This window comes from Pseudomonas imperatae, from assembly GCF_057128625.1.
In genome coordinates this window covers 139,750-164,005 of record NZ_JBSKHP010000003.1, presented here as the reverse complement: position 1 = coordinate 164,005, position 24,256 = coordinate 139,750, and the positions used below count along the sequence as shown (strand labels likewise).

Here is a 24,256-nt window from a genome sequence, read left to right as displayed (position 1 = left end):
AAACAGACCCGCAGTATACAGACTCAGTGCCCGGCGGTTTTCGAGAACAGCTGGATCACCACCACGCCCAGCAGGATCAGGCCCATGCCGGCGATGGCGGGCATGTCCAGTTTCTGCCCGTAGACCACCAGCGCGGCGATGCTCACCAGCACGATGCCCATGCCCGACCAGATGGCGTAGGTCACGCCGACGGGAATCACCCGCACCACCAGGATCAGCATCCAGAACGCGATGGCGTAGCCGCAGATCACCAGGATCAACGGCAGCGGGGTGCTCAGGCCCTTTACAGCTTTCATGCTGGTGGTGGCGATGACTTCGCAGCAGATGGCGATAGCGAGGAAGTAGTAGGCAGTCATGTGTGAACCCTCTTGAGATGGCTCGCATTCTAGAGGCTGGGCAGATGAGGTAAAGTGAATACCTATCGCTATTGGAGATAGGTTGCCATGGGCATCCAATGGAATCTGGAGCAGATCCAGCTGTTCGTGCAGGTGGCCGAGCAGTGTTCGTTTTCCGCCGTGGCGCGGCAGCAGGGCCGTGCCCAGTCGGCAGTCAGCAGCGCGATTGCCCTGCTCGAGGACGACCTGGGCGTGAGCCTGTTCAACCGCAGCAGCGGCCGCCAGCCGCAGCTCACCGAGGCGGGCAGGGCGCTGCTGGAAGAAGCCCGGGAGCTGCTGCGCCAGTGCGAGCGCCTGGACGGCCGCGCGCTGGCCCTGCACCGCGGCCAGGAAGCGCAGCTGCGCCTGGCCCAGGACGAGGCCATGCCCTACCAGCCGGTGCTCGACAGCCTGGAGAAGCTGGCGGGCCGCTACCCCGCGGTGGAAGTGCAACTGGCCAACAGCGCGCCGGGCGACGTGGCGCGCAAGCTGGTGGAGCGCCGTGCCGACCTGGGCTTGCTGTTTCACCATGAGCACATGCCCGCCGCGCTTGAACGCCGCGCCCTGGGCAGCGTCGAGATGGTCACCGTGTGTTCGGTCGACCATCCGCTGGCCAGCCACGCCCACGTCAGCCGCCAGCAGTTGGCCCGGCACCGCCAGCTGTTGGTGGCCCTGGAAAGCAGCCGCTACCCCGGCGGCGACCCCATCAGCCCGCAGATTTGGCGCGCCGACAGCTTCTACGTGATGGCCGAGCTGCTGATGCGCGGCCTGGGCTGGGCCTGGCTGCCACGGCATGTGGTGCAGTACCCGGCGTACCAGCAGCAGATGGTGGAGCTGAACAGCGAATGGGTGCCGCCGGCGCTGGTGGTTGAACTGGTGTGGCGCCGCGACGAGCCACTGGGCCCGGCCGCGCGCTACCTGGCCGAGTGCTTTACCTGGCACCTGCGGGCCATTGGTTAAGCGGCCGCGCTGCTAGTAAACTCCGCCGCCATGAACAGAACTCTCTATACCCTGCTGTTTCACCTGGGGCTGCCACTGGTAGCGTTGCGGCTGTGGCTGCGTGCACGCAAGGCGCCGGCCTATGCCAAGCGGATCGGCGAGCGCTTCGCGCGCAACCTGCCAGCCATGCGCACCGGCGGTATCTGGGTGCACGCGGTGTCGGTGGGCGAGAGCATCGCCGCCGCGCCGATGATTCGCGAACTGCTGCTGCGCCACCCCGAGCTGCCGATCACCATCACCTGCATGACCCCTACCGGGTCCGAGCGCATCCAGGCGCTGTTCGGCAACGAGCCACGGGTACAGCATTGCTACCTGCCGTATGACCTGCCGTGGGCGGCGGGGCGTTTTCTGGATCATGTGCAGCCACGCCTGGCGGTGATCATGGAAACCGAACTGTGGCCCAACCACATTCACCAGTGCGCCCTGCGCGGCATCCCGGTGGCGCTGGCCAACGCGCGGTTGTCGGAGCGTTCGGCGCGCGGCTATGCGAAGTTCGCCAAGCTGACGGCGCCGATGCTGGCGCAGATGAGCCTGATTGCGGTGCAGACCGAGACCGAGGCCGAACGCTTCCGCCAGCTGGGCGCACGGCCTGAGTGCGTGCAGGTGACCGGCTCGATCAAGTTTGACCTGAAGGTCGATAGCCATCTGTTGGAACGTGCTGCTGCGCTGCGCCAGGCATGGCAGGCCGGCAGCCGGCCGATCTGGATCGCCGCCAGCACCCACGAGGGCGAGGACGCCATTGTCCTGGCGGCCCACCGTCAGTTGCTGGCCCTGCATGGCGACGCCTTGCTGATCCTGGTGCCACGGCACCCGGAACGCTTCAACAGCGTGTTCGAGCTCAGCGTGGGCCAAGGGTTTGCCAGTGTGCGCCGCTCCAGTGGCGAGGTGGTGGGCGCGCAGCACCAGGTGCTGGTCGGCGACACCATGGGCGAACTGCTGTTTCTCTATGCCCTGGCCGACAGCGCTTTTGTCGGCGGTAGCCTGGTGCCCAATGGCGGCCACAACCTGCTGGAACCGGCGGCACTGGCCAAGCCAGTGCTAAGTGGGCCACATGTGTTCAACTTTCTGGAGATTGCGGCGATGCTGCGCCAGGCCGATGCGTTGATCGAGGTCGATGATGCGGCGGGGTTGGCAGAGGCGGTACGCAAGTTGATCGAGCTGCCGCAGGATGCCCGGCGCATTGGCCAGGCGGGGTTGGCGGTGATGCAGGCCAACCAGGGCGCGTTGGAGCGGTTGTTGGTTGGCCTGAGCAAATTGTTGCGCCCATGACGCGGCCTGGCGGCCGCTGCTACAGGGCTATTTCTTCACAGGCTTGAGTAACTCCTGCGCAGCCTTGGCCAGGTCCGGCGGCAGGAAGTCCTTGTCCGGGTTGTAGTCGGGCTTCAGCCAGCGCGCCAGGTCCTGCAGATCCTGTGGGCTGAGTGTCCCGGCGGCCTGCTTCAAACGCAGGTTGTCGAGGATGTAGTCGTAGCGGCTGTTGTTGTAGTCACGCACCGACGAGTACAGCTGCCGCTGCGCATCCAGCACGTCGACGATGTTGCGCGTGCCCACCTGGTAGCCGATCTCGGTCGCCTCCACCGCGCTCTGGTTGGAGATGATCGACTGCTTGCGCGCCTGCACCTGTTCCACGTCGGTGTTCACCGCGCGGTGCAGGTTGCGGGTGTTCTCCACCACCTGGCGGCGCAGGCCTTCGCGCTGCTGCTCGCTCTGGCTCAGGCGCTGGTAGGCCTCGCGCACCTGGGAGCTGGTGAGGCCGCCGCTGTACAGCGGGATGTTCACCTGCAGGCCCACCGTGCGCTGTTCCACGTCACCGTGGTAGGTCACGCCGGGGAACGGGCTGGGGTTGCTGAAGCCCAGCAGGTCGTTGTCACCTTTCTCGTATTTGGCCACCGCGTCCACCGTGGGGGCATGGCCGGCCTTGCGCTGGCGCAGGGTTTCCTCGGCGCTGGTGACGGCGAAGGCGCTGGCCTGCAGGTTGAGGTTCTGCTGCGAGGCGGTCTCGACCCAGGTCTTGGCGTCGTTGGGGCTGGGCGGCAGCACCGGCAGGGTATGCACCACGCCCTGCACCGAGTTGTAGTCGCGGTTGGTCAGCGTCACCAGGGCCTCGAAGGCGTCGTCCACCTGGCGCTGGGCGAGGATGCGGTTGGCGCGGGCGGTGTCGTAGCTGGCCTGGGATTGCAGCACGTCGGTCTTGTCCGACAGGCCCACGTTGAAGCGCTCGTTGGACTGGTCGAGCTGGCGCTTGAACGCCGCTTCCTCGGCCTTGGTGGCGGCCAGGGTGTCCTGGGCGCGCAGCACGCTGAAATAGTCCTCGGCGGTCTGCAGGATCAGGTTCTGCTCGGTGGCTGACAACTGCAGGGCCGCCTGTTCATTCACGGCCTTGGCCGCCTTGAACTGGAACCAGCGGTCGGCGCGGAAGATCGGCTGGCTGAGCGTGGCCTGGTAGCTGGTGCCGCTGCGCGTGGTGGTCTGCGCCGGCTCGTCGAGCTGGGTGCGCACGTTGGTGATGTCGCTGCCGGCCGACAGGTTGGGCAGCAGCCCGGCGCGGGCCTGGGGCACCACTTCGCTCTGGGCGGCGTAGTCGGCGCGGGCGGCGGCCAGGTCGGCGTTGTTGTTCACGGCTTCCTGATACACGCTGACCAGGTCGGTACGGCTGGCCAGTGGCGCAATCTCTGCTGCCTGTAACATTGCGTTGAACGCACCTGACACCGCAATCGCCAGTGCAATTTTGCGCAGCATGATTCAATCCTTGTAATTAAACGCTGTGCGAGTGTAGTTGCACGGGCGTGCTGCAACAATCCGGCATATCCGCCATTTATCCAGCACCATCACACAACCCTTGGCGTTTTGCCTGCCGCGCGTCTAGACTGACTGGGTTCTTGTCGGGGTGCCTTGAGTGAAAGGCTGAGATCGGTTAATCCGGATCCCGTTGAACCTGATCAGGTTAGCGCCTGCGTAGGGAACAAGATTTCTCGTCCTCCCGGCGAGTCCTCTTGTGCTTCGTCCGGGAAATTGTTCATTTTGTGAGCAGTTTGCGACGGCCAAAGCACAGCACCGCCCCAGGTGCAGTCCGTGCCTTTTCAGGTTCCACTCCCGACATTCCACTGCTGGATGCTGTCTGGAGAGCCTGTGATGAGTAAACAAGAAAAAAACCTTGCCCACCTGAGCGAATCGGCCCAGGTCGACGCGCAATCGGTAAAGCCGTTCACCCGTTCGCAAAAAGTCTACGTGCAGGGCTCGCGCCCCGACATCCGCGTGCCCATGCGTGAAATCAGCCTGGACGTGACGCCCACTGACTTCGGTGGCGAGATCAACGCCCCGGTCACCGTGTATGACACCTCCGGCCCCTACACCGACCCCAACGTTGTGATCGACGTGCGCAAGGGCCTGGCCGACGTGCGTTCGGCGTGGATCGATGACCGTGGCGACACCGAGCGCCTGGACGGCCTGAGCTCCCACTTCGGCCAGCAGCGCCTCAACGACGAAGAGCTGACCAAGCTGCGCTTCGCCCACGTGCGCAACCCGCGCCGGGCCAAGGCCGGCGCCAACGTCAGCCAGATGCACTACGCGCGCCAGGGCATCATCACCGCCGAGATGGAATACGTGGCCATCCGCGAGAACATGAAGCTGGCCGAGGCTCGCGCCGCCGGCCTGCTGAAAGAACAGCACAAGGGCCACAGCTTCGGCGCCAGCATCCCCAAGGAGATCACCGCCGAGTTCGTGCGCGAAGAGATCGCCCGCGGCCGCGCCATCATCCCTGCCAACATCAACCACACCGAGCTGGAGCCGATGATCATCGGCCGCAACTTCCTGGTGAAGATCAACGGCAACATCGGCAACAGCGCCCTGGGCTCCTCCATCGAGGAAGAAGTGGCCAAGCTGACCTGGGGCATCCGCTGGGGTTCGGACACGGTGATGGACCTGTCCACCGGCAAGCACATCCATGAAACCCGCGAGTGGATCATCCGCAACTCGCCGGTGCCCATCGGCACCGTGCCGATCTACCAGGCGCTGGAGAAGGTCAACGGCGTGGCCGAGGACCTCACCTGGGAGCTGTTCCGCGACACCCTGATCGAACAGGCCGAGCAGGGCGTGGACTACTTCACCATTCACGCCGGCGTGCTGCTGCGCTACGTGCCGCTGACCGCCAAGCGCGTCACCGGCATCGTCAGCCGCGGCGGCTCGATCATGGCCAAGTGGTGCCTGGCGCACCACAAGGAGAACTTCCTCTACACCCACTTCGACGAAATCTGCCAGATCATGAAGGCCTACGACGTCAGCTTCTCGCTGGGCGACGGCCTGCGCCCCGGCTCCATTGCCGACGCCAACGACGAAGCGCAGTTCGGCGAGCTGGAAACCCTCGGCGAGCTGACCAAGATCGCCTGGAAGCATGACGTGCAGTGCATGATCGAAGGCCCGGGCCACGTGCCCATGCAGTTGATCAAGGAGAACATGGACAAGCAGCTGGAGTGCTGCGACGAGGCGCCGTTCTACACCCTGGGCCCGCTGACCACCGACATCGCCCCCGGTTACGACCACATCACCTCGGGCATCGGCGCGGCGATGATCGGCTGGTTCGGCTGCGCCATGCTCTGCTACGTCACGCCCAAGGAGCACCTGGGCCTGCCGAACAAGGATGACGTGAAGACCGGCATCATCACCTACAAGATCGCCGCCCATGCCGCCGATCTGGCCAAGGGGCACCCCGGCGCGCAGATCCGCGACAATGCCCTGAGCAAGGCGCGCTTCGAGTTTCGCTGGGAAGACCAGTTCAACCTGGGCCTGGACCCGGATACCGCGCGCGCCTACCACGATGAAACCCTGCCCAAGGACTCGGCCAAGGTGGCGCACTTCTGCTCCATGTGCGGGCCGAAGTTCTGCTCGATGAAGATCACCCAGGAAGTGCGCGAATACGCGGCGAACCAGAAGATCGAGGCTGTGGATATCTTCATGGAGGAGGGCATGCGCGAGCAGGCCGCGCGCTTCAAGCAGGAAGGCAGCCAGCTGTACCAGAAGGTCTGACACTGCGTTGAATCTTCACGAATAACTGTGGGAGCTGGCTTGCCAGCGAGCTTTTCGGCGGCTTTGAAAAGCTCGCTGGCAAGCCAGCTCCCACAGTCCCAATGTGCATAACAACCCATCTCCTCCGAGATCCAAATTGAACACACCCAGCCATTACTCTCCGGACGTTGCCGTCCCTTCGTCCCAGCGCGTGTTCGGCGCGCGGGACCTGTTTTCCCTGTGGTTCTCCCTGGGCATCGGCCTGATGGTGCTGCAGACCGGTGCGCTGCTGGCGCCGGGCCTGGGCCTGTCGGGTTCGTTGCTGGCGATTCTGCTCGGCACCGCGGTAGGCGTGGTGCTGCTGGCCGCCGTCGGCGTGATTGGCAGCGACACCGGCCTGTCGTCCATGGCCGCCTTGCGCCTGAGCCTGGGCCAACATGGCGCCGCGCTGCCGGCGCTGCTCAACCTGCTGCAGCTGATCGGCTGGGGCGCGTTTGAAATCATCGTGATGCGCGACGCCGCCAGCCTGCTCGGCGCGCGGGCGTTTGGCGAGGGCAGCGCGCTCACCCACCCGATGCTCTGGACCCTGGTGTTCGGTGCCCTGGCCACCTTGCTCGCGGTCAGCGGCCCGCTGACCTTCGTGCGCAAGTTTTTGCGCAAATGGGGCATCTGGCTGCTGCTGGCCGCCTGCCTGTGGCTGACCTGGAACCTGTTCGCCAAGGCCGACCTGGGCGCCCTGTGGGCCAAGGCCGGCGACGGCAGCATGAGTTTCGCGGTGGGCTTCGACATTGCCATCGCCATGCCGCTGTCCTGGCTGCCGCTGATCGCCGACTACTCGCGCTTCGGCCGTGCGGCCAAGGGCGTGTTCGGTGGCACCGTGCTGGGCTTCTTCATCGGCAACTTCTGGCTGATGAGCCTGGGCGTTGCCTACACCCTGGCCTTCGCGCCGAGCGGCGAGACCAACGCGCTGCTACTGGCGCTGGCTGGCGCCGGGCTGGGCATCCCGCTGCTGCTGATTCTGCTGGACGAGTCGGAAAACGCCTTCGCCGACATTCACTCGGCAGCGGTGTCCACCGGCCTGCTGGTGCGCCTGAAGGTCGAGCACCTGGCGCTGGCCATCGGCATCGTCTGCACCTTGATTGCCTGCTTTGCGCCGCTGGCGCAGTACCAGAACTTCCTGCTGCTGATTGGCTCGGTGTTCGCGCCGCTGTTCGGCGTGGTGCTGGTGGACCACTTCATCCTGCGCAAGCGCAGCAGCCAGGCCCCAGCCGTGCCGCTGCGCTGGACCGCGCTGGTGGCCTGGGTGGGCGGCATCGCCACCTACCACGTGCTGGCCAACCTCTACCCCGAGGTCGGCGCTACCCTGCCGTCATTGCTGCTGGCCGGGGTGCTGCACGCGGTGCTGGCGGCCTTCAGCCGCGGCCGGGAAACAGTGCCGGCTTGATCACGCCATTGAGCCGCTGGTAGTCGACCTTGATCTCGGCCTGCCCCAGCGCATAGGGGGCGATGGTGTTGACGTCATACTTGAGGATGATGCCTGCCGAGGTCAGGGCGATGTGCGTGGTGTGCTTGAACGGCCAGTCCTTGACGAACTTGGGGTCGCTGGCCAGGCCGTTGTCCACCAGCCAGCCGCGGTGGGCCTCTTCCGCGGCCTTCCAGAACGCCGGTTCTTCGCCGGGCACCAGCATGTCCGCCAGCGTCAGCACCTTGTGCTGCTGGCGCGACCAGTTGATGAAGTCGCGGCCGGGGACGCCCTCGGGCGCGCCGGTGTCCAGGTAGCTCGACACCTCCACGATCACCAGCCCGTCATGCTGGTCGCGTACCTTGGATTGCAGGTAGCTGCCGTAGCGGTTGGGCGCGTGGGCCAGGAAGCTGTCCTCGTAGGCTTTCAAGGACGTGGGCAGCGGCGCGTCGGCGTCGGTGCGGGTCAACTGCAGCATGCCGCGTTCCATGATCGGGTCGAGGGCCGGCTCGCCAGGGAAATGGATCACGTCCAGGTTGAACAGCGGGCAGTCCGGCGCCGTGCAGCCAGGCTTGGTGTGCTCGAAGGCGTCGCGGCGGGTGTCCAGCGGTTTGTTCATGCTCGGCTGAAACAGGCTTTGGCAGGCGCCCAATGTCAGGGCCACGGCGGCCATGGACGTGAATTTCAGAAGCGACATGGTGTTCCTTGACGGTCAGGAAGGGGGTTGCGGGCAAATGTTGTCGTGCTTCGACTCTCGGCATCGCCTTCAGTTCGCCACTAAGCTCAATAGTAACGGGCTGGGGCCCTGCCGCCTATCTTGCCGGGCGCGAATGGCGGTTCAAAGGGGCTGCAAAGCGCTGGCATCGCAGTTAGGATGGCGCGAAGCTGCACGGACGATGACGAGGTTTTACATGACAGACAGGGCACAGCCGACCAAGGTCGAGATCCTCAAGCGCGAGAACTGCTACAAGGGGTTCTACCAACTGGACCGCCTGCACCTGCGCCATGAGCTGTTCGATGGCGGCACCAGCAAGGACATGACCCGCGAAGTGTTCGTGCGCCACGACGCCGTGTGCGTGCTGCCCTACGACCCCAGGCGCGACGAAGTGGTGCTGCTGGAGCAGTTCCGCGTCGGCGCCATGTTGAAAACTGCCAACCCCTGGCTGGTGGAGATGGTTGCCGGTCTGATCGACAAGGCCGAGCAACCGGAAGAAGTTGCGCACCGCGAGGCCGAGGAGGAAGCTGGGCTTGTGCTGCAGTCGCTCTGGCCGATCACCAAGTACTTCCCTTCGCCAGGCGGCAGCACCGAATTCGTGCATCTGTACCTGGGGCATTGCAGCAGCGAAGGCGTGGGCGGCCTGTTCGGCCTGAAGGACGAGAACGAGGACATCCGCGTCACGGTATGGGCGTTCGAAGACGCCCTGCAGGCCGTGCGCGATGGCAAGATCATCAACGCGGCAACGATCATCGCCCTGCAGTGGCTGGCGTTGAACCGCGAGGAAGTCAGGGGGCTGTGGAAGTGAACCTGTTGCGCGACCGCTACCGTGTCGACCTGGTCGGCCTGCAGGCAGCCTGCGAGGCAAACTACGCGCGCCTGATGCGCCTGTTGCCGAACATGCGCCATGAACAGCATTCGCGCAAAGTGGCCATGACCCAGGGCGAGCAGATGCTGGGCGTGCTCACCCTGGAAGTGCTGCTCGCCTGCCCCTATACCACCACCCTGCGCGTGCGCCAGGAGCACAGCCTGCCCTGGCTGCCGGTGCCGCAGCTGGAAGTGCAGGTCTACCACGACGCGCGCATGGCCGAAGTGGTCAGCGCCGAACACGCCCGCCGCTTCCGCAGCGTGTACCCGTACCCCAACGCCAGCATGCACCAGCCCGACGAGAAGGCGCAGTTGAACCTGTTCCTGGGAGAGTGGCTGAGCCATTGCCTGGCGTGTGGGCATGAGTATGAGTATGTGCGCTAGCAAACCCCTCGATCTCAAGGACGAGACAACACCTGCGCCGTGCAGCTCCAGGCCTGGCCACGTTCAGGCTTTTTATCCGCAGATGTGAGCCACATCCCGCCCCCGCGTTTGCCCCCCGCCCGCATCCCCACCATAATCCTTGCTGGTACCCCCTGAAGGAGACGGCCTTGCCGAGCGCACCCACCCCCACCACCGACGAAGCCGTGCTGCTGGTGCAGATTTCGGACAGCCACCTGTTCGCCGACGTCGACGGCGCCCTGCTGGGCCTGAAGACCGCCGGCAGCCTTGCGCGGGTGGTCGAGAAGGTGCTGGCCGAGCAGCCGCGCATCGACCTGGTGGTGGCCAGCGGCGACCTGTCCCAGGACGGCAGCCTGGAGTCGTACCAGCGCTTCGAGGCCCTGACCGCACCCATCCAGGCGCCCAAGCGCTGGTTCGCCGGCAACCACGACGAGCCGTTGCCGATGGAGCAGGCCGCACAGGGCCGTGACTACCTGCAACCGGTGGTCGACCTGGGCAACTGGCGCATCACCCTGCTTGATTCGTCGGTGACCGGCTCGGTACCGGGTTACCTGGCCGACGACCAGCTGCAATTGCTGGCCCAGGCCCTCAGCGAGGCCCCGGAGCGCCACCACCTGATCTGCTTCCACCACCACCCGGTGTCCATCGACTGTCCATGGATGGAGCCCATCGGCCTGCGCAACCCCCACGCGCTGTTCGAGGTGCTCGACCGCTTCCCACAGGCCCGCGCGCTGCTGTGGGGCCACATCCACCAGGACTTCGAACGCGAACGCAACGGCGTGCGGCTGATCGCCTCGCCGTCCACCTGCATCCAGTTCAAGCCAGGCAGCGAGGATTTCGCCCTGGACGAGCTGGCGCCGGGCTACCGGTGGTTGCGGTTGTTGCCGGACGGGAAGATTGAAACAGGGGTTTCGCGGCTCGAAGGTTTCGAGTTCACCCCGGACATGGCCGCCGAAGGGTATTAATAGCCATGGATGACGAATCGCGAGGCACCAAATTAGGGCAACGCCAGGATGTCAGGGTACTGATCGTCGAAGGCAGCACCGTCGGCGCCCATGCCCAAGAGAGTTTGCAGAAGTGTTTCTGCATTGAGGCTCTGGAGTCTTGGAGGGATTACCAGCAGTCCGGTAATCATTCGAGCGGAGATCAAGTCAGCAGATGGTTGAAAACCTGGGGTAGCGATGAACAGAGTGAACTGCCAGGATGCAACGACTCGCAGCCGGCACCGTAGCCGCTGCCGGAGGCTGCGCTGGCCCTTGGGTACACTGAAAAACTCCAGCGAAAACCCGGGCCAGCGCAGCCTGGCGGCAGCGGCTACGGTGGTCAGCGAGCCATAAAATCGTTACAGAACCTCTTCCCCTGCCTAAACGTCACCAAGGCGCTGTAAACTGGGCGCCTTTTGCAAGGGAGGTGTCGGCGTGACGGGTTCCATTCTCTATATCCACGGTTTGAACAGCGCGCCGGCGTCGAAGAAGGCCAGCATGCTCACCGAGGTCATGCAGCGCATGGGCCTGGAAGGGCAGCTGCGGGTGCCGGCTTTGCACCATCATCCACGTGAGGCCATTGGCCAGCTGGACGCCGCCATCGCCGAGCTGGGCGCGCCCTTGCTGGTGGGAAGCTCGCTGGGCGGCTACTATGCCACTCACCTGGCCGAGCGCCACGGCCTCAAGGCCCTGCTGATCAACCCGGTGGTCAACCCGCACCGCCTGTTCGACGGTTTCCTCGGCACCCAGCAAAACCTGTATACCGGTGAGAGCTGGGAACTGACCCTGGACCACGTGGACGCCCTGGCCGCCCTGGAAGTGGCGGCCCCGCAAGACCCCCTGCGTTATCAAGTGTGGCTGCAGACGGCCGATGAAACCCTTGATTACCGCCAGGCCGAGCGTTTCTACCGGGCCTGCGCGCTGCGCATCCAGGCCGGCGGCGACCATGGCTACCAGGGCTTCGGCGCGCAGCTGCCGAGCCTGCTGAATTTCGCCGGGATCGAGCCCGGGCTGTACCGCGGCATCGATTTTGCCCAGCTTTGAGCTGTTTATTTTTCATGAACGACTGACGACGAGAACCCATGGCCAATCCCAGCGCTAGCTCTTATAACGCAGACGCCATCGAAGTCCTCTCGGGCCTCGACCCGGTGCGCAAACGCCCGGGCATGTACACCGACACCACGCGGCCGAACCACCTCGCCCAGGAAGTCATCGACAACAGTGTCGACGAAGCGCTGGCCGGCCACGCCAAGTCGATCCAGGTGATTCTGCACGCCGACCACTCGCTGGAAGTAAGCGACGACGGCCGCGGCATGCCTGTGGATATCCACCCCGAAGAGGGCGTGAGCGGCGTCGAGCTGATCCTCACCAAGCTGCACGCCGGCGGCAAGTTCTCCAACAAGAACTACCAGTTCTCCGGCGGCCTGCACGGCGTGGGCATCTCCGTGGTCAACGCCCTGTCCAACCAGGTGCGGGTCAAGGTCAAGCGCGACGGCAACGAGTACCAGATGACCTTCGCCGATGGCTTCAAGGCCACCGACCTGGAAGTGATCGGCACCGTGGGCAAGCGCAACACCGGCACCAGCGTCTACTTCGCCCCCGACCCAAAATACTTCGATTCGCCGAAATTCTCGGTCAGCCGCCTCAAACACGTGCTCAAGGCCAAGGCCGTGCTGTGCCCGGGCCTGTCGGTGACCTTTGAAGACAAAGGCACCGGCGAGAAGGTCGAATGGCACTACGAAGACGGCCTGCGCTCCTACCTGGTGGACGCGGTCACCGAATTCAGCCGCCTGCCCGACGAGCCGTTCTGCGGCAGCCTGGCCGGCAACAAGGAGGCGGTGGACTGGGCGCTGCTGTGGCTGCCCGAGGGCGGCGACAGCGTGCAGGAAAGCTACGTCAACCTGATTCCCACGGCCCAGGGCGGCACCCACGTCAACGGCCTGCGCCAGGGCCTGCTGGACGCCATGCGCGAGTTCTGCGAGTTCCGCAACCTGCTGCCGCGCGGCCTGAAGCTGGCGCCGGAAGACATCTGGGAACGCATCGCCTTCGTGCTGTCGATGAAGATGCAGGACGCGCAGTTCTCCGGTCAGACCAAGGAACGCCTGTCCTCCCGCGAGGCTGCGGCCTTCGTGTCCGGCGTGGTCAAGGACGCCTTCAGCCTGTGGCTCAACGCCCACCCCGAGCTGGGTATGCAGCTGGCCGAACTGGCCATCAGCAACGCCGGCCGCCGCCTGAAGGCCAGCAAGAAGGTCGAGCGCAAGCGCATCACCCAGGGCCCGGCGCTGCCGGGCAAGCTGGCGGACTGCGCGGGCCAGGACCCGATGCGCTCCGAACTGTTCCTGGTGGAGGGTGACTCCGCCGGCGGCTCGGCCAAGCAGGCGCGGGACAAGGAATTCCAGGCCATCCTGCCGCTGCGTGGCAAGATCCTCAACACCTGGGAAGTGGACGGCAGCGAAGTGCTGGCCAGCCAGGAAGTGCACAACATCGCCGTGGCCATCGGCGTCGACCCGGGCGCCGCGGACATGAGCCAGCTGCGCTACGGCAAGATCTGCATCCTCGCCGACGCCGACTCCGACGGCCTGCACATCGCCACCTTGCTATGCGCGCTGTTCGTGCAGCACTTCCGCCCGCTGGTGGACGCCGGCCACGTCTACGTGGCCATGCCGCCGCTGTACCGCATCGACCTGGGCAAGGAGATCTACTACGCCCTGGACGAGGCCGAGCGCGACGGCATCCTCGACCGCCTGGTGGCCGAGAAGAAGCGTGGCAAACCCCAGGTCACCCGATTCAAGGGCCTGGGCGAGATGAACCCGCCGCAGTTGCGCGAAACCACCATGGACCCCAACACTCGCCGCCTGGTGCAGTTGACCCTGGGTGACTTCGAGGACACGGCGAAGATCATGGACATGCTGCTCTCGAAGAAACGCGCCGGCGACCGCAAGACGTGGCTGGAATCCAAGGGCAACCTGGCCGAGGTGCTGGCCTGATGCGGCACGCGTTGGCAGCGCTGCTGCTGACCGTGTTGCCGCTGTTGGCGCACGCCGCGCCAGTGGAGCAGCTCAAGTTGCTGGCCGAGCACCCGGTGGACGGGATGGTCGGCGGCAACCTGTCGGGCATCGCCGCCTGCGGCGACCGGCTGTGGACGGAATCGGACCGCGACGACGGCATCATCTACCGGCTCGACACCCGTGACACCGTGTGGAAGGCCGAGAACGTGCTCATCGACGTGCCGCCGCCACCGGCCGACACCGGCCTGCCGATGATGCTGCGCGCCACGGCCCATGCGGCCGCGGTGATCCGCGGTGGCATTCTCGACTTCGAAGGCATCAGCTGCGACGCCCAGGGCAACCGCTACCTGGTCAGCGAAGGCTTTGCCGCCGTGCTGCAGGTGCCCGTGGACGGCAAGCCGAACTGGCTGAAGATCGACCCCGCGATAATCCGCGAAGCCAACGCCAAGGGCATGCTGCGCCACTTCAACGCCATTTTCGAAGGCCTGGCCATCAATGCCACCGGCGACCACCTGTGGTTGGCCGCCGAGCGCCAGCACCGCGGCCTGCTGTCGATGTACAAGCAGGCTGACGGCACCTGGGGCTGCAAGGGCAGCTGCATCCTGCTGAACGAGGGTGGCACCGAAATGCAGCCCGACAAGCTGCCCAAGCCGCACCTGGTGGCTCGCGACTTCGCCGACCTGTCGCTGTACAAGGGCAAGCTGTACACCCTGGAGCGCAACATCTACCAGATCTGCCGTCGCGACCTGCAGACCGCCAAGGTCGAGCACTGCTGGTCGTTCGCCGACGAGGCGCTGCTGCCCAACCGCCAGTATTCCCAGGAATACGGGCTGGCCGAAGCGCTGATCGTCGACGACACCGGCGCCTGGGTGGGCATCGACAACAACGATGGCGCCCGGGCCGACGGTGAGGTGCGCCCCATCGTCTGGCGCTTTGCCGCGCCCGCAGGCGGCTGGAACGCTGCCCCGTGAGCACGCAACCTGCCGGCAAGCGCGCCGGGCGGATCTTCCTGATCCTGGCCTGGGCTGCGCTGCTGTTCCTGGCCACGCGGTTCTTCGGGCATTTCCAGCAGGCCCGCGAGAACCCCAACCCGGTGGTGGCCAGCGAGCACGGCCAGGGTTACATCGAGGTGCGCCTGGCCAGCAACGGCCAGGGGCACTTCGTGGCCAGCGGCATGATCAACGGCACGCCGGTACAGTTTATGCTCGACACCGGCGCCACCGACGTGGCGGTGAGCAAGGCCCTGGCCGAACAGCTGAAGCTGCCCTACGGCTATCCGATCACGGTGAACACCGCCAACGGCCAGGCCCAGGGCTATCGCACGCGGCTGGCCAGCCTGCAATTGGGCGACATCGTCCTCAAGGACGTACGCGCCGTTGCCATCCCCGACATGGATGGCGACCAGGTGCTGCTCGGCATGAGCGCCCTGAAACAACTCGAATTTTCCCAGCGCGGCGGCACCATGCTGCTGCGCCAGACTACACAATGATGAGGCCCGCATGAGCGACTCCCTTGATCTCAGCCTGGACGGCGTAGAACGCCGCTCGCTGGCTGACTTCACCGAACAGGCCTACCTCAACTACTCCATGTACGTGATCATGGACCGGGCCCTGCCGCACATCGGCGACGGCCTCAAGCCGGTCCAGCGTCGTATCGTCTACGCCATGAGTGAGCTGGGGCTGGATGCCGATTCCAAGCACAAGAAGTCGGCCCGTACCGTGGGTGACGTGCTCGGTAAATTCCACCCGCACGGCGACTCGGCCTGCTACGAAGCCATGGTGCTGATGGCGCAGCCGTTCAGCTACCGCTACACCCTGGTGGACGGCCAGGGCAACTGGGGGGCGCCGGACGATCCCAAGTCGTTCGCGGCCATGCGTTACACCGAGGCGCGCCTGTCGCGCTATTCCGAAGTGCTGCTCAGCGAGCTGGGCCAGGGCACCGCGGACTGGGTGCCGAACTTCGACGGTACCCTCGATGAACCGGCCGTATTGCCGGCGCGTTTGCCGAACATCCTGCTGAACGGCACCACTGGCATCGCCGTGGGCATGGCCACCGACGTGCCGCCGCACAACCTGCGCGAAGTGGCCAGCGCCTGCGTGCGCCTGCTCGACGAGCCAAAAGCCACGATCGAACAGCTGTGCGAGCACATCAAGGGGCCTGACTACCCCACAGAAGCGGAAATCATCACCCCGCAAAGCGAGCTGCTGAAAATCTACGAGACCGGCCGTGGCTCGGTGCGCATGCGTGCGGTGTACCGCATCGAGGACGGCGACATCGTCGTCACCGCGCTGCCGCACCAGGTGTCCGGCGCCAAGGTGCTGGAGCAGATCGCTGCGCAGATGCAGGCCAAGAAGCTGCCGATGGTCGCCGACCTGCGTGACGAGTCGGACCACGAGAACCCGTGCCGCATCGTCATCATCGCCCGTTCCAACCGGGTGGACCTCGACGAGCTGATGCAGCACCTGTTCGCCACCACTGACCTGGAGTCCACCTACCGGGTCAACGTCAACATCATTGGCCTGGACGGCCGCCCGCAGCTGAAGAACCTGCGCGCGCTGCTGCTGGAGTGGCTGGAATTCCGCATCAACACCGTGCGCCGCCGCCTCAAGTTCCGCCTGGACAAGGTGGAGCGCCGCCTGCACCTGTTGGAAGGCTTGCTGGTGGCGTTCCTCAACCTGGATGAAGTTATCCACATCATCCGCACCGAGGAACACCCCAAGGCCGCGCTGATCGCCCGCTTCGACCTGACCGAGACCCAGGCCGAATACATCCTCGAGACCCGCCTGCGTCAGCTGGCGCGCCTGGAAGAGATGAAGATCCGCAACGAGCAGGACGAGCTGGCCAAGGAGCAAGCCAAGCTGCAGGCCCTGCTGGGCAGCGAGAGCAAACTGCGCAAGTTGGTGCGCAGCGAACTGATCAAGGACGCCGAGACCTACGGCGACGACCGTCGCTCGCCGATCGTGGCTCGCGCCGAGGCCAAGGCCCTGTCGGAAAACGAGCTGATGCCGACCGAGCCGGTCACCGTGGTGCTGTCGGAGAAGGGCTGGGTGCGTTGCGCCAAGGGCCACGACATCGACGCGACTGGCCTGTCCTACAAGGCCGGCGACGGCTTCAAGACCGCCGCCATGGGGCGCTCCAACCAGTTCTCGGTGTTCATCGACTCCACTGGCCGCAGCTATTCGGTGGCGTCGCACACGCTGCCGTCGGCCCGTGGCCAGGGGGAGCCGCTGACCGGGCGCCTGACACCGCCGCCAGGCGCCGCCTTCGAGTGCGTGCTGCTGCCCGACGACGATGCCCTGTACGTGATTGCCTCGGACGCCGGCTACGGCTTCGTGGTCAAGGGCGAAGACCTGCAGGCCAAGAACAAGGCCGGCAAGGCCCTGCTCAGCCTGCCCAACGGCGCCAAGGTGCTGGCCCCACGGCCGGTGCCGGACCGCGAGAACAACTGGCTGGCAGCGGTCACCACCGAAGGCCGCCTGCTGGTTTTCAAAGTGGCCGACCTGCCGCAGCTGGGCAAAGGAAAGGGCAACAAAATCATCGGCATTCCCGGTGAACGCGTGGCCAGCCGTGAGGAATACGTCACTGATTTGGCGGTGATTTCCGATGGCGCAACGCTTGTATTGCAAGCCGGCAAGCGTACATTGTCGCTCAAGGGCGAGGACCTCGAGCATTACAAGGGCGAGCGCGGGCGGCGCGGCAACAAGCTGCCGCGTGGTTTCCAGCGAGTAGATGCCCTGTTGGTGGAAAACGCCGGCTGACGCGATGGTGCTGTCTGGGAATCACTTCCAGACAGCACGCTAGAGCGGTTGAATGCGCTTTTTAAGCGCAGTTCGACGCTTAAGCGCTGGAGTCGTAGCGCATATTCGCGGATGATATGCCTTCTTGAGGTACCGGCGTGGCTGAGTACCCGGACGAATTCGTTGAGTATCACTGCGGTGAGCCTTGTGGCTGCCGCCTGGATGGAATGATGACTTTTTTGCGCCTTCCTGTTTTATTGCTGACCGGTGTCCTGGCCCTGGCGGGCTGCGCCGCTCACCAGCCGGTCGCGCTTTACCAGCTCGACAGCGGCAACCCCGGCCAACCCAAGCAGAGCACCGGCATGTCGGTACTGTTGGGCCCGGTTTCCGTGGCCGACTACCTGCAACGCGAAACCCTGTTGCAGCGCCAGCCTGATGGCAGCCTCAGCGCGGCGACCGATGGTCGTTGGGCCGGCAGCCTGTCTTCCGACATCGATCAACTGCTGCTGCGCCAACTGGCGTGGCGCCTGGACAGCCAGCGCGTGACCCTGGCGCCTGCCACCAACACCGGTACGCCGGACGTGCAGGTGCTGCTGTCGATTACCCGCCTGGATTCCGGTGATTCGCAGCCGGCCATTCTCGATGCCCAGTGGCGTCTGCTCGACCGCCGTGGCCAGGTGCGTGACAACCGCATCGTCCACCTGGAAGAGAAGCACGCCGGCGGCACCGCGGCCCAGGTGAAAGCCCAGGGCGTGCTGCTGCAGCGCCTGGCCGAACAGCTGAGCGTGGCGCTGAAGCCGCTGGCTAACCAGCCGGCGCTGGTGGAAGAGAAGAAGGCTGCGGCCAAGCCAGTGGCCAAGGATGAGCCGGACAAGCCGAAGATGCCGATCGCCTCGCCGATCCGCACCGACATGGAAGTGTTCCGCTTCTAACGAAAAAGCCCGCAGCGATGCGGGCTTTTTTGTTGTGGGAGCTGGCTTGCCAGCGAGCTGTTGAGGCCTGAAAAGCTCGCTGGCAAGCCAGCTCCCACAAAGACGCGTGTTTAAACGCGGGTCTCGTGCATGCGCGCCAATTGGCGCTCCAGCAACGACGGGTAAGGCTCCAGCAGCCGCTCCACGCAGCACGCACCCTCGGGGCTGGCGATGGGGCGGATGCGGGCGCGCTGGCGCACCAGGCTGTCGTCGCTGATACGGCGTTCCACCAGCAGCAGGTTGCGGCTGTGCTGCGACAGGGCCAGGGCGTCCTGGGCCGGTTCGGTCAGCAGCAGGTCGATCTGGCTCATGCCGGCCAGGTCATCGCCCAGCACCAGGCCCAGCTGCAGTTGCAGGGTGATGCCGCTGTCGGCCACCTCGATCTGCAGCTGGTGGCCCAGGGCGCGCAGCAGTTCACCGCAGCAGATGGCGTTGGTCAGGTAGTCCTCGCCGCTGCTGTCGCTGTTGAACAGCATCAGCGTGCTGCCGTCGTTCAGGGTGTGCAGCTCGCTTTCGTACAGCGAGGCGGCCTGGTCCAGGCAGGCGCGGTAGCGCTCCAGCAGCTCCAGCAGGCGGGCGCGGGGCAGGCGGCGCAGTTGTTCCTGGCCACCCAGTTGCACGGCCAATACCGCGCTGTGCTGGGGTTCCTTTGGCGCCACCGGGGCAGGGGCGGCCTGCTTGGCGGCGACCGGCGCGGTGTCGCGCAGGTCGGCGAAGGGGTCTTCGTCGTCCTCGTCCTCGTCTTCTTCGGCATGCACCACGCGCTTGGGCGCAGGCTTCACCGGCACCGGGGTGCTTTCATCGAAGCGGGCGTCGCGCAGGTTGCGCACCTCGAAGGCCGGGCCTTCGTCTTCCTCTTCGTCGAACTCGGGCTCTTCCACCTCGGGCACCGGCGCAGGCTCGGGGGCGTAGCGCTGGTGCAGGTCGCGGGCCAGGTCGCCGATCTCGTCCTGGCGCTGGGTGGCCGGGGTGTGTTCGTCGATTTCGCGCAGCCACACCCGCAGTTGCAGCAGCGGGGTGGACAGGTTGCGGCCCAGGCGCAGGCTGAGGATCAGGGTCACCAGCAGCAGGATGGCGCCCAGGATGCCCATGCTTTCCAGGCTGATGGTCATCGGCTGCTGGAACTGGGTCATGTCCAGGCTGATGCGCAGGTGGCCGGCGGTCACGTCCTGGAAGGTGATCTTGGTCTCGTACAGGCCGCCCGCTTCGCCCAGCAGGCCGCTTTTCGGGCGGCTGCCGGCTTCGGCGAGGATGCGGTTGTCGACGCTGTAGATGGCCGCGTGGGCCACCAGCGGGTTCTTCACCAGGTTATTCAGCAGCACGTTGAGGCTGAGGATGTCGTTGGACACCAACAGCTCGGTGGCTGAGGTCGCGGTCTGGGTGGTCAGGCTCTGACCCAGGGCGTCGGCCTGCTGGTGCATGGCCTGCTTGAACTGCAAACCCATCACGCAGGCGTACACCACCAGCGCCAGGGCGACCAGCAGTACGTTGAGGCTGGCGATACGCAGAGCTATCGGTGCGCGGCGGTGACGCAGGGCACGGAAGATCAGCAGGAAGAAATTGTCGGTTTTTACTGGCGTGGGCCGGTTCACTGAGCGCGGCTCTTTATGTCCGTGAAGTTGCTGCGCAGTATAGCGACAGGCCCCAGAGCGGCAAAGCGCTGCCTGTGCCCGATGGTCACTGAAAGTAGGTAGAATGCGATTTTTTTCCACGAACGGGGTGCCCTTTGCGCGAAATCGTCCTGATTAACATCACCGGTTCCGACCGTCCTGGCCTGTTGGCGGCCATCACCGGTGCCTTGGCCGAGGATGGCGTGCGCATTCTGGACATCGCCCAGGCGTTGCAGCATGGCGCCCTGGCGCTGGCTGTGGTCGCCAGTGCCGACGATGCGCCCCGCCTGGCGGCGGTGCGCGAGCGCATTGCCAGCGTTGCCGGCGCGCACGTGCAGTTCACTTCGCTGTCGGAACAGGACTACCTGAGCTGGGCCGAAGCGGGCACCGGCGACCGCCACGTGCTGACCCTGATGAGCCGCGAAATCACCGCCGCCCAGGTGCAAACCGTCACTGAAATCGCCGGCCGCCATGGCCTGGCCATCGAAGCCATCGACCGTCTGTCGGCTCGCGTCGGCCTTGCTGCCCCGGCCGCCGAAGGCAAGGCATGCCTGGAGTTCCTGGCGCGCGGCGTGCCGGCCGACCTGGGCGCGCTGCGTCGCGACTTCCTGGCTGCTGCCATGCTGCTGGACGCCGACATCGCCATCCAACAGGACGACGTCTACCGCCGCAACCGCCGCCTGGCGGTGTTCGACATGGACTCCACGCTGATCCAGGCCGAGGTCATCGATGAGCTGGCCAAGGCTCACGGCGTCGGTCACCTGGTGTCGGAAATCACCGAGCGGGCCATGCGCGGCGAGCTGGACTTCCGCGCCAGCTTCAAGGAGCGCATGGCGCTGCTGCAGGGCCTGGACGTGAGCGTGCTGGACGCCATCGGCGCCTCGCTGCGCCTGACCGAGGGCGCCGAGGTGCTGTTCGCCGAGCTCAAGCGCCTGGGCTACAAGACCGCCATCCTCTCGGGCGGCTTCACCTACTTCGCCAAGCAGGTGCAGGCCAAGCTGGGCATCGACTACGTGTTCGCCAACGAGCTGCAGGTGGTGGACGGCAAGTGCACGGGCGTGGCCGTGGAACCGATCGTGGATGCGCAACGCAAGGCTGACCTGCTGGTGCAACTGGCCGAGCAGGAAGGCCTGGCGCTGGAGCAGACCATCGCCGTGGGCGATGGCGCCAACGACCTGCCGATGCTGGCCAAGGCCGGCCTGGGCGTGGCGTTCCGCGCCAAGCCGCTGGTGAAGCAGTCGGCCCGCCACAACATCACCACCCTGGGGCTGGACGGCGTGCTCTACCTGCTGGGCGTGCGCGACAGCCAGGCGTGACGGTGACGCGGCCTTGCGGCCGCTGCTACAGGATGCCCTCCGTAGCAGCGGCCGCTACAACTCCTTCCACAGCGACTCGAACTCGCTGCCTGCCTGCGCTGCTGCTGGTGCTGTTTCCAGCAACCTGAACTCGAACTGATTGAAGCTGCCCGTGGAGCTGAGCTTGCGGCCCAGGTGCGCGCGGTTTTCCTCGCCGTGGTTGTTGATCATCACCTTCTGGCCTTCCTGGAACGGCAGGCGCGGGGCGATCAGCGAAGCCTTGATGTCGATGGCGCGGATTTCCGGCAACTGCAGACCGCGCACGTACTGGCTGTGCTGCTGGTCGCTGCGCAGCAGTTGCAGGCCGCACGGGTCGGCGTGGGGCGCAATCAGCTCGATGCCCATCTGCGTGCCGCCGCCGCGCACCTGGCGAATCCAGCGCACCACCGCCACGCTCCAGCCTTGGGCCGGTGCGTCCTGGATGCCTACCAGCTCGCCAGCCTGTAATTGCGCCGGGACGTCCTTGGGCCAGGCCAGGCAGTAGCCGCCGGGGCTGTGGTTGATGATCTGCAGTTCGTGCACCGGGTAGTCGCGGTCGGCCTGGCCGCTGCCGCCCTCCAGGTCCATGGCCGGGTAGTCGATCTCTTCATAGGGCAGCATCGAATCGCTGGTGCCACTGCCGGCGGCGTCGAACGCCAGCGTCCAGCTGTCGCTCGGGCCGCTGGGCTTGCCGCTGGCGAAGCTGGCGTTCATTCCGGCCTCGGGGCGCTTGAGCAGGTCGGCGAAACTGCGTTGGCCGCCCAGGTAGTAGTGCAGGGTGCTCATGCCAACGCACAGGCTCATGCTGCCCTGGCCCGGGGTGCGCTGGAAGGTGCGCTCGGCCACGTCGCCCCAGGCCGCCGCCAGGTGCTGGAGCATGTCCACGGTCAGGCCGGGTGGCACCAGCAGGTTGGACTGGCCGCGCTTGTCCACCGGCAGGTGCAGCCAGGCGGTGATGGCCTTGACCAGGGGTTGCGGGTCCAGGCCGACCATTTGCGGCAGCTGGCTGGCGGGGAACAGGCTCTTGTAGCGTGGCGGCGCATCGGCCTCGGGGGCCACGGCGAACTGCGCCTCGGCAGCGCTGGCGGGCACCACGCGGGTCAGCGCGCTCCATGGCTCGAGCACGTTGGCCAGTTGCACGATGGCCTGCTGGCGCATCTGGTTGCAGCGTGAGCTGCCCATCAGCAGGGCGGTGGCGTAGGTCTGCTCGATGCTTTGATGATGGGCCTGGCTGACCAGGTCATCGGTGACGAAGGTGCGGTGCAGCTGGAAGCGGCTGGCCACCTGATATAGCTGGTGCAGCTCCAGCCACAGGCCCTCGGGCACCGGGCAGTAGAGCAGGCTGGCGCGCACCAGCGGCCCTTTCAGCGCATGCATGGCGCGCTGGATGGCGGTGGCCAGCAACAGGTTGCGGTCCTTGAGGCGCGCCGAGACGCGTAGCACGATCTGCTTGTAACCCACGGCCAGCAGGTTCTGCAGGGCCTGGCACAGGTTGGCGATCTTGCGCGCGCGTTCGTCCAGCACCACCGACTGGTTGAGGAAGTGGCGTTCCAGGTGGTTGCAGACGAAATAGACTTCCGGGCGCAGCAGCTCCAGCAACTGCAGGCGGTTGTCGCTGGGGGTGATCAGCTGGTTGAGTTCGATCAGGCCCTGGTACAGCTGGCGGGCGGTCTCGCCGAGGTTGGCCTTGGGCAGCGCGGCAATCCAGCGCTTGAGGTCGCGGGGCGTGGCTTCGCAGAACGTCAGGCTGGCCTGCGAGGGCGTGGGGGCGCGCAAAAGAGGTGGCGGGGTAGCGGACATCGAGCGGTTCCCGTTGAGTCAGTCGAGCTTGGGCGGCCTATTGTCACCCTTTGCGTCAAAGACTGCACGCCCTTGGCGCTGCTTGTAGCCGCTGCCGTGAGGCAGCGGCTGCATGAACATCAGGCGGCGCTGTCGACGCCTTGGCCGATGCGCTGGCCCATGTTCACCACGGAGCCGGCGCCCAGTTCGTGGGCCCATTTGACCTGGTCCGGGCCAAACAGCACCACGGCGGTGGAGCCCAGCTTGAAGCGGCCCATCTCGGCGCCTTTCTCCAGGTGGATAGGTGCGCGGGCAGCTTCGTCGTAGCGCACGGTCTTGAGTTCGCGCTTGGGCGGTGTCACCAGCCCGGCCCACACGGTTTCCACCGAGGCGACGATCATCGCGCCCACCAGCACCACGGCCATCGGCCCACGCTCGGTGTCGAACAGGCACACCACGCGTTCGTTGCGGGCGAACAGCTCCGGCACGTTTTCAGCCGTGGTCTGGTTCACCGAGAACAGGCGGCCAGGCACGTAGACCATCTCGCGCAGGGTACCGGCCAGAGGCATGTGCACCCGGTGGTAGTCCTTCGGCGACAGGTAGATGGTGGCGAACTCGCCGCCCATGAACGGCGCGGCCAGGGCTGGGTCGCCGCCCAGCAGTTCCAGGGCGCTGAAGCTGTGGCCCTTGGCCTGGAAGATACGGCCGTGCTCGATGGCACCCCACTGGCTGATGGCACCGTCGGCCGGGCTCAGGATAGCGCCTGGGGTTGGGTCCAGCGGGCGGGCGTCAGGCTTCAGCGCGCGGGTGAAGAAGTCGTTGAAGTGCTCGTAGGCGGTCAGGTCTTCGACCAGGGCCTGGGACATGTCCACCTGGTAGCGCTTGGCGAACCAGGCGGTGAAGGCGTTCTTGAACCAGCGCACGCGGCATTCGGCCACGCAGCCGGCCAGGCGGGACAGCAGGTGGTGCGGCAGCAGGTACTGGCTGAGGATAAACAAGCGGGATTTCATCGAA

General features: G+C 65.7%; 19 protein-coding genes, 2 pseudogenes and 1 riboswitch. Of the genes and pseudogenes, 15 read left to right on the top strand and 6 right to left on the bottom strand.

All coding sequences use genetic code 11. The features are described 5' to 3' along the window. Positions 1–23: 23 nt before the first annotated feature. A complete protein-coding gene (locus ACWKWX_RS05440) occupies positions 24–356 on the bottom strand; it encodes a DMT family transporter (RefSeq protein WP_416422121.1) in 333 nt (110 codons plus the stop codon). An 87-nt stretch (positions 357–443) separates the two neighbouring features. On the opposite strand from ACWKWX_RS05440, the gene ACWKWX_RS05435 reads away from it, so the two are divergent. Next, on the top strand, positions 444–1,334 hold the full coding sequence (locus tag ACWKWX_RS05435) for a LysR family transcriptional regulator (RefSeq protein WP_416422122.1): 891 nt from the start codon (positions 444–446) through the stop codon (positions 1,332–1,334). 30 nt (positions 1,335–1,364) lie between these two features. Then, positions 1,365–2,642: a lipid IV(A) 3-deoxy-D-manno-octulosonic acid transferase gene (gene waaA / locus ACWKWX_RS05430; protein WP_473005185.1), complete on the top strand. Its 1,278-nt coding sequence runs from the start codon at positions 1,365–1,367 to the stop codon at positions 2,640–2,642. Positions 2,643–2,669: 27 nt separating this feature from the next. On the opposite strand, the gene ACWKWX_RS05425 is transcribed toward waaA, so the two are convergent. Continuing rightward, entirely contained in the window at positions 2,670–4,112 is a 1,443-nt protein-coding gene (locus ACWKWX_RS05425; RefSeq protein ID WP_416422124.1) for a TolC family outer membrane protein, read from the bottom strand. 134 nt (positions 4,113–4,246) lie between these two features. Continuing rightward, a riboswitch (TPP riboswitch) is annotated at positions 4,247–4,352 on the top strand. A 153-nt stretch (positions 4,353–4,505) separates the two neighbouring features. On the opposite strand from ACWKWX_RS05425, the gene thiC reads away from it, so the two are divergent. Both thiC and cytX read left to right on the top strand, forming a co-directional pair. Beyond that, positions 4,506–6,395: a phosphomethylpyrimidine synthase ThiC gene (thiC, locus tag ACWKWX_RS05420; RefSeq protein WP_483827168.1), complete on the top strand. Its 1,890-nt coding sequence runs from the start codon at positions 4,506–4,508 to the stop codon at positions 6,393–6,395. Positions 6,396–6,531: 136 nt separating this feature from the next. Beyond that, complete coding sequence (gene cytX, locus ACWKWX_RS05415; protein WP_483827167.1) at positions 6,532–7,818, top strand: putative hydroxymethylpyrimidine transporter CytX; 1,287 nt, start codon at positions 6,532–6,534, stop codon at positions 7,816–7,818. On the opposite strand, the gene ACWKWX_RS05410 is transcribed toward cytX, so the two are convergent. Continuing rightward, positions 7,787–8,533: an RsiV family protein gene (locus ACWKWX_RS05410; protein WP_416422127.1), complete on the bottom strand. Its 747-nt coding sequence runs from the start codon at positions 8,531–8,533 to the stop codon at positions 7,787–7,789. The genes cytX and ACWKWX_RS05410 overlap by 32 nt on opposite strands. A 214-nt stretch (positions 8,534–8,747) precedes the next feature. Here ACWKWX_RS05410 and ACWKWX_RS05405 point away from each other — a divergent pair, with 214 nt between their 5' ends. The 9 genes from ACWKWX_RS05405 (at position 8,748) to ACWKWX_RS05365 (ending at position 18,480) form a co-directional block, all read left to right on the top strand. Beyond that, positions 8,748–9,359 (top strand): NUDIX domain-containing protein, encoded by a 612-nt coding sequence (locus ACWKWX_RS05405; protein WP_416422128.1) that lies wholly within the window; start codon positions 8,748–8,750, stop codon positions 9,357–9,359. Further along, entirely contained in the window at positions 9,350–9,802 is a 453-nt protein-coding gene (locus ACWKWX_RS05400; protein WP_416422129.1) for a DUF1249 domain-containing protein, read from the top strand. The genes ACWKWX_RS05405 and ACWKWX_RS05400 overlap by 10 nt, the downstream gene beginning before the upstream one ends. A gap of 167 nt (positions 9,803–9,969) precedes the next feature. Further along, complete coding sequence (cpdA, locus tag ACWKWX_RS05395; RefSeq protein ID WP_473005188.1) at positions 9,970–10,785, top strand: 3',5'-cyclic-AMP phosphodiesterase; 816 nt, start codon at positions 9,970–9,972, stop codon at positions 10,783–10,785. A 453-nt stretch (positions 10,786–11,238) separates the two neighbouring features. Continuing rightward, positions 11,239–11,847 (top strand): YqiA/YcfP family alpha/beta fold hydrolase, encoded by a 609-nt coding sequence (locus ACWKWX_RS05390; protein WP_473005189.1) that lies wholly within the window; start codon positions 11,239–11,241, stop codon positions 11,845–11,847. A gap of 38 nt (positions 11,848–11,885) precedes the next feature. Beyond that, the gene (gene parE / locus ACWKWX_RS05385) at positions 11,886–13,790 is read left to right on the top strand and encodes a DNA topoisomerase IV subunit B (RefSeq protein WP_416422134.1); all 1,905 of its coding nucleotides are present in this window, start codon (positions 11,886–11,888) and stop codon (positions 13,788–13,790) included. Next, on the top strand, positions 13,790–14,782 hold the full coding sequence (locus tag ACWKWX_RS05380; protein WP_483827166.1) for an esterase-like activity of phytase family protein: 993 nt from the start codon (positions 13,790–13,792) through the stop codon (positions 14,780–14,782). The genes parE and ACWKWX_RS05380 overlap by 1 nt, the downstream gene beginning before the upstream one ends. Then, positions 14,779–15,300 (top strand): retropepsin-like aspartic protease family protein, encoded by a 522-nt coding sequence (locus tag ACWKWX_RS05375; RefSeq protein ID WP_416422136.1) that lies wholly within the window; start codon positions 14,779–14,781, stop codon positions 15,298–15,300. The genes ACWKWX_RS05380 and ACWKWX_RS05375 overlap by 4 nt, the downstream gene beginning before the upstream one ends. A 10-nt stretch (positions 15,301–15,310) precedes the next feature. Beyond that, positions 15,311–17,569, top strand: a complete 2,259-nt coding sequence (parC, locus tag ACWKWX_RS05370) for a DNA topoisomerase IV subunit A (protein ID WP_416422137.1) — start codon at positions 15,311–15,313, stop codon at positions 17,567–17,569. 209 nt (positions 17,570–17,778) lie between these two features. Next, positions 17,779–18,480, top strand: coding sequence for a PqiC family protein (locus ACWKWX_RS05365; RefSeq protein WP_487247657.1), 702 nt, complete (start codon positions 17,779–17,781; stop codon positions 18,478–18,480). 110 nt (positions 18,481–18,590) lie between these two features. Here the strand turns inward: ACWKWX_RS05365 and ACWKWX_RS05360 are convergent, their stop codons facing one another. Further along, positions 18,591–20,111, bottom strand: coding sequence for a histidine kinase (locus tag ACWKWX_RS05360; protein ID WP_416422139.1), 1,521 nt, complete (start codon positions 20,109–20,111; stop codon positions 18,591–18,593). A 134-nt stretch (positions 20,112–20,245) separates the two neighbouring features. On the opposite strand from ACWKWX_RS05360, the pseudogene ACWKWX_RS05355 reads away from it, so the two are divergent. Further along, positions 20,246–20,392 (top strand): annotated as a pseudogene (locus ACWKWX_RS05355) (ACT domain-containing protein); the annotation flags it as partial. A 69-nt stretch (positions 20,393–20,461) separates the two neighbouring features. Continuing rightward, positions 20,462–21,445: pseudogene (gene serB, locus ACWKWX_RS05350) on the top strand (phosphoserine phosphatase SerB); the annotation flags it as partial. Between the two features lie 54 nt (positions 21,446–21,499). Here serB and ACWKWX_RS05345 read toward each other — a convergent pair. Continuing rightward, positions 21,500–23,263, bottom strand: coding sequence for a molecular chaperone (locus ACWKWX_RS05345; protein WP_483827165.1), 1,764 nt, complete (start codon positions 23,261–23,263; stop codon positions 21,500–21,502). Positions 23,264–23,382: 119 nt separating this feature from the next. Next, positions 23,383–24,252 (bottom strand): archaetidylserine decarboxylase, encoded by an 870-nt coding sequence (asd, locus tag ACWKWX_RS05340; protein ID WP_416422141.1) that lies wholly within the window; start codon positions 24,250–24,252, stop codon positions 23,383–23,385. Between the last annotated feature and the right edge of the window lie 4 nt (positions 24,253–24,256).

Bases quoted from the DNA above. Each gene is read 5' to 3' on its own strand.
- ACWKWX_RS05440 (WP_416422121.1), bottom strand. From the start codon at position 356: ATGACTGCCTACTACTTCCTCGCTATCGCCATCTGCTGCGAAGTCATC.
- ACWKWX_RS05435 (WP_416422122.1), top strand. From the start codon at position 444: ATGGGCATCCAATGGAATCTGGAGCAGATCCAGCTGTTCGTGCAGGTG.
- waaA (WP_473005185.1), top strand. From the start codon at position 1,365: ATGAACAGAACTCTCTATACCCTGCTGTTTCACCTGGGGCTGCCACTG.
- ACWKWX_RS05425 (WP_416422124.1), bottom strand. From the start codon at position 4,112: ATGCTGCGCAAAATTGCACTGGCGATTGCGGTGTCAGGTGCGTTCAAC.
- thiC (WP_483827168.1), top strand. From the start codon at position 4,506: ATGAGTAAACAAGAAAAAAACCTTGCCCACCTGAGCGAATCGGCCCAG.
- ACWKWX_RS05410 (WP_416422127.1), bottom strand. From the start codon at position 8,533: ATGTCGCTTCTGAAATTCACGTCCATGGCCGCCGTGGCCCTGACATTG.
- ACWKWX_RS05405 (WP_416422128.1), top strand. From the start codon at position 8,748: ATGACAGACAGGGCACAGCCGACCAAGGTCGAGATCCTCAAGCGCGAG.
- parE (WP_416422134.1), top strand. From the start codon at position 11,886: ATGGCCAATCCCAGCGCTAGCTCTTATAACGCAGACGCCATCGAAGTC.
- ACWKWX_RS05380 (WP_483827166.1), top strand. From the start codon at position 13,790: ATGCGGCACGCGTTGGCAGCGCTGCTGCTGACCGTGTTGCCGCTGTTG.
- parC (WP_416422137.1), top strand. From the start codon at position 15,311: ATGAGCGACTCCCTTGATCTCAGCCTGGACGGCGTAGAACGCCGCTCG.
- ACWKWX_RS05365 (WP_487247657.1), top strand. From the start codon at position 17,779: ATGACTTTTTTGCGCCTTCCTGTTTTATTGCTGACCGGTGTCCTGGCC.
- ACWKWX_RS05345 (WP_483827165.1), bottom strand. From the start codon at position 23,263: ATGTCCGCTACCCCGCCACCTCTTTTGCGCGCCCCCACGCCCTCGCAG.
- asd (WP_416422141.1), bottom strand. From the start codon at position 24,252: ATGAAATCCCGCTTGTTTATCCTCAGCCAGTACCTGCTGCCGCACCAC.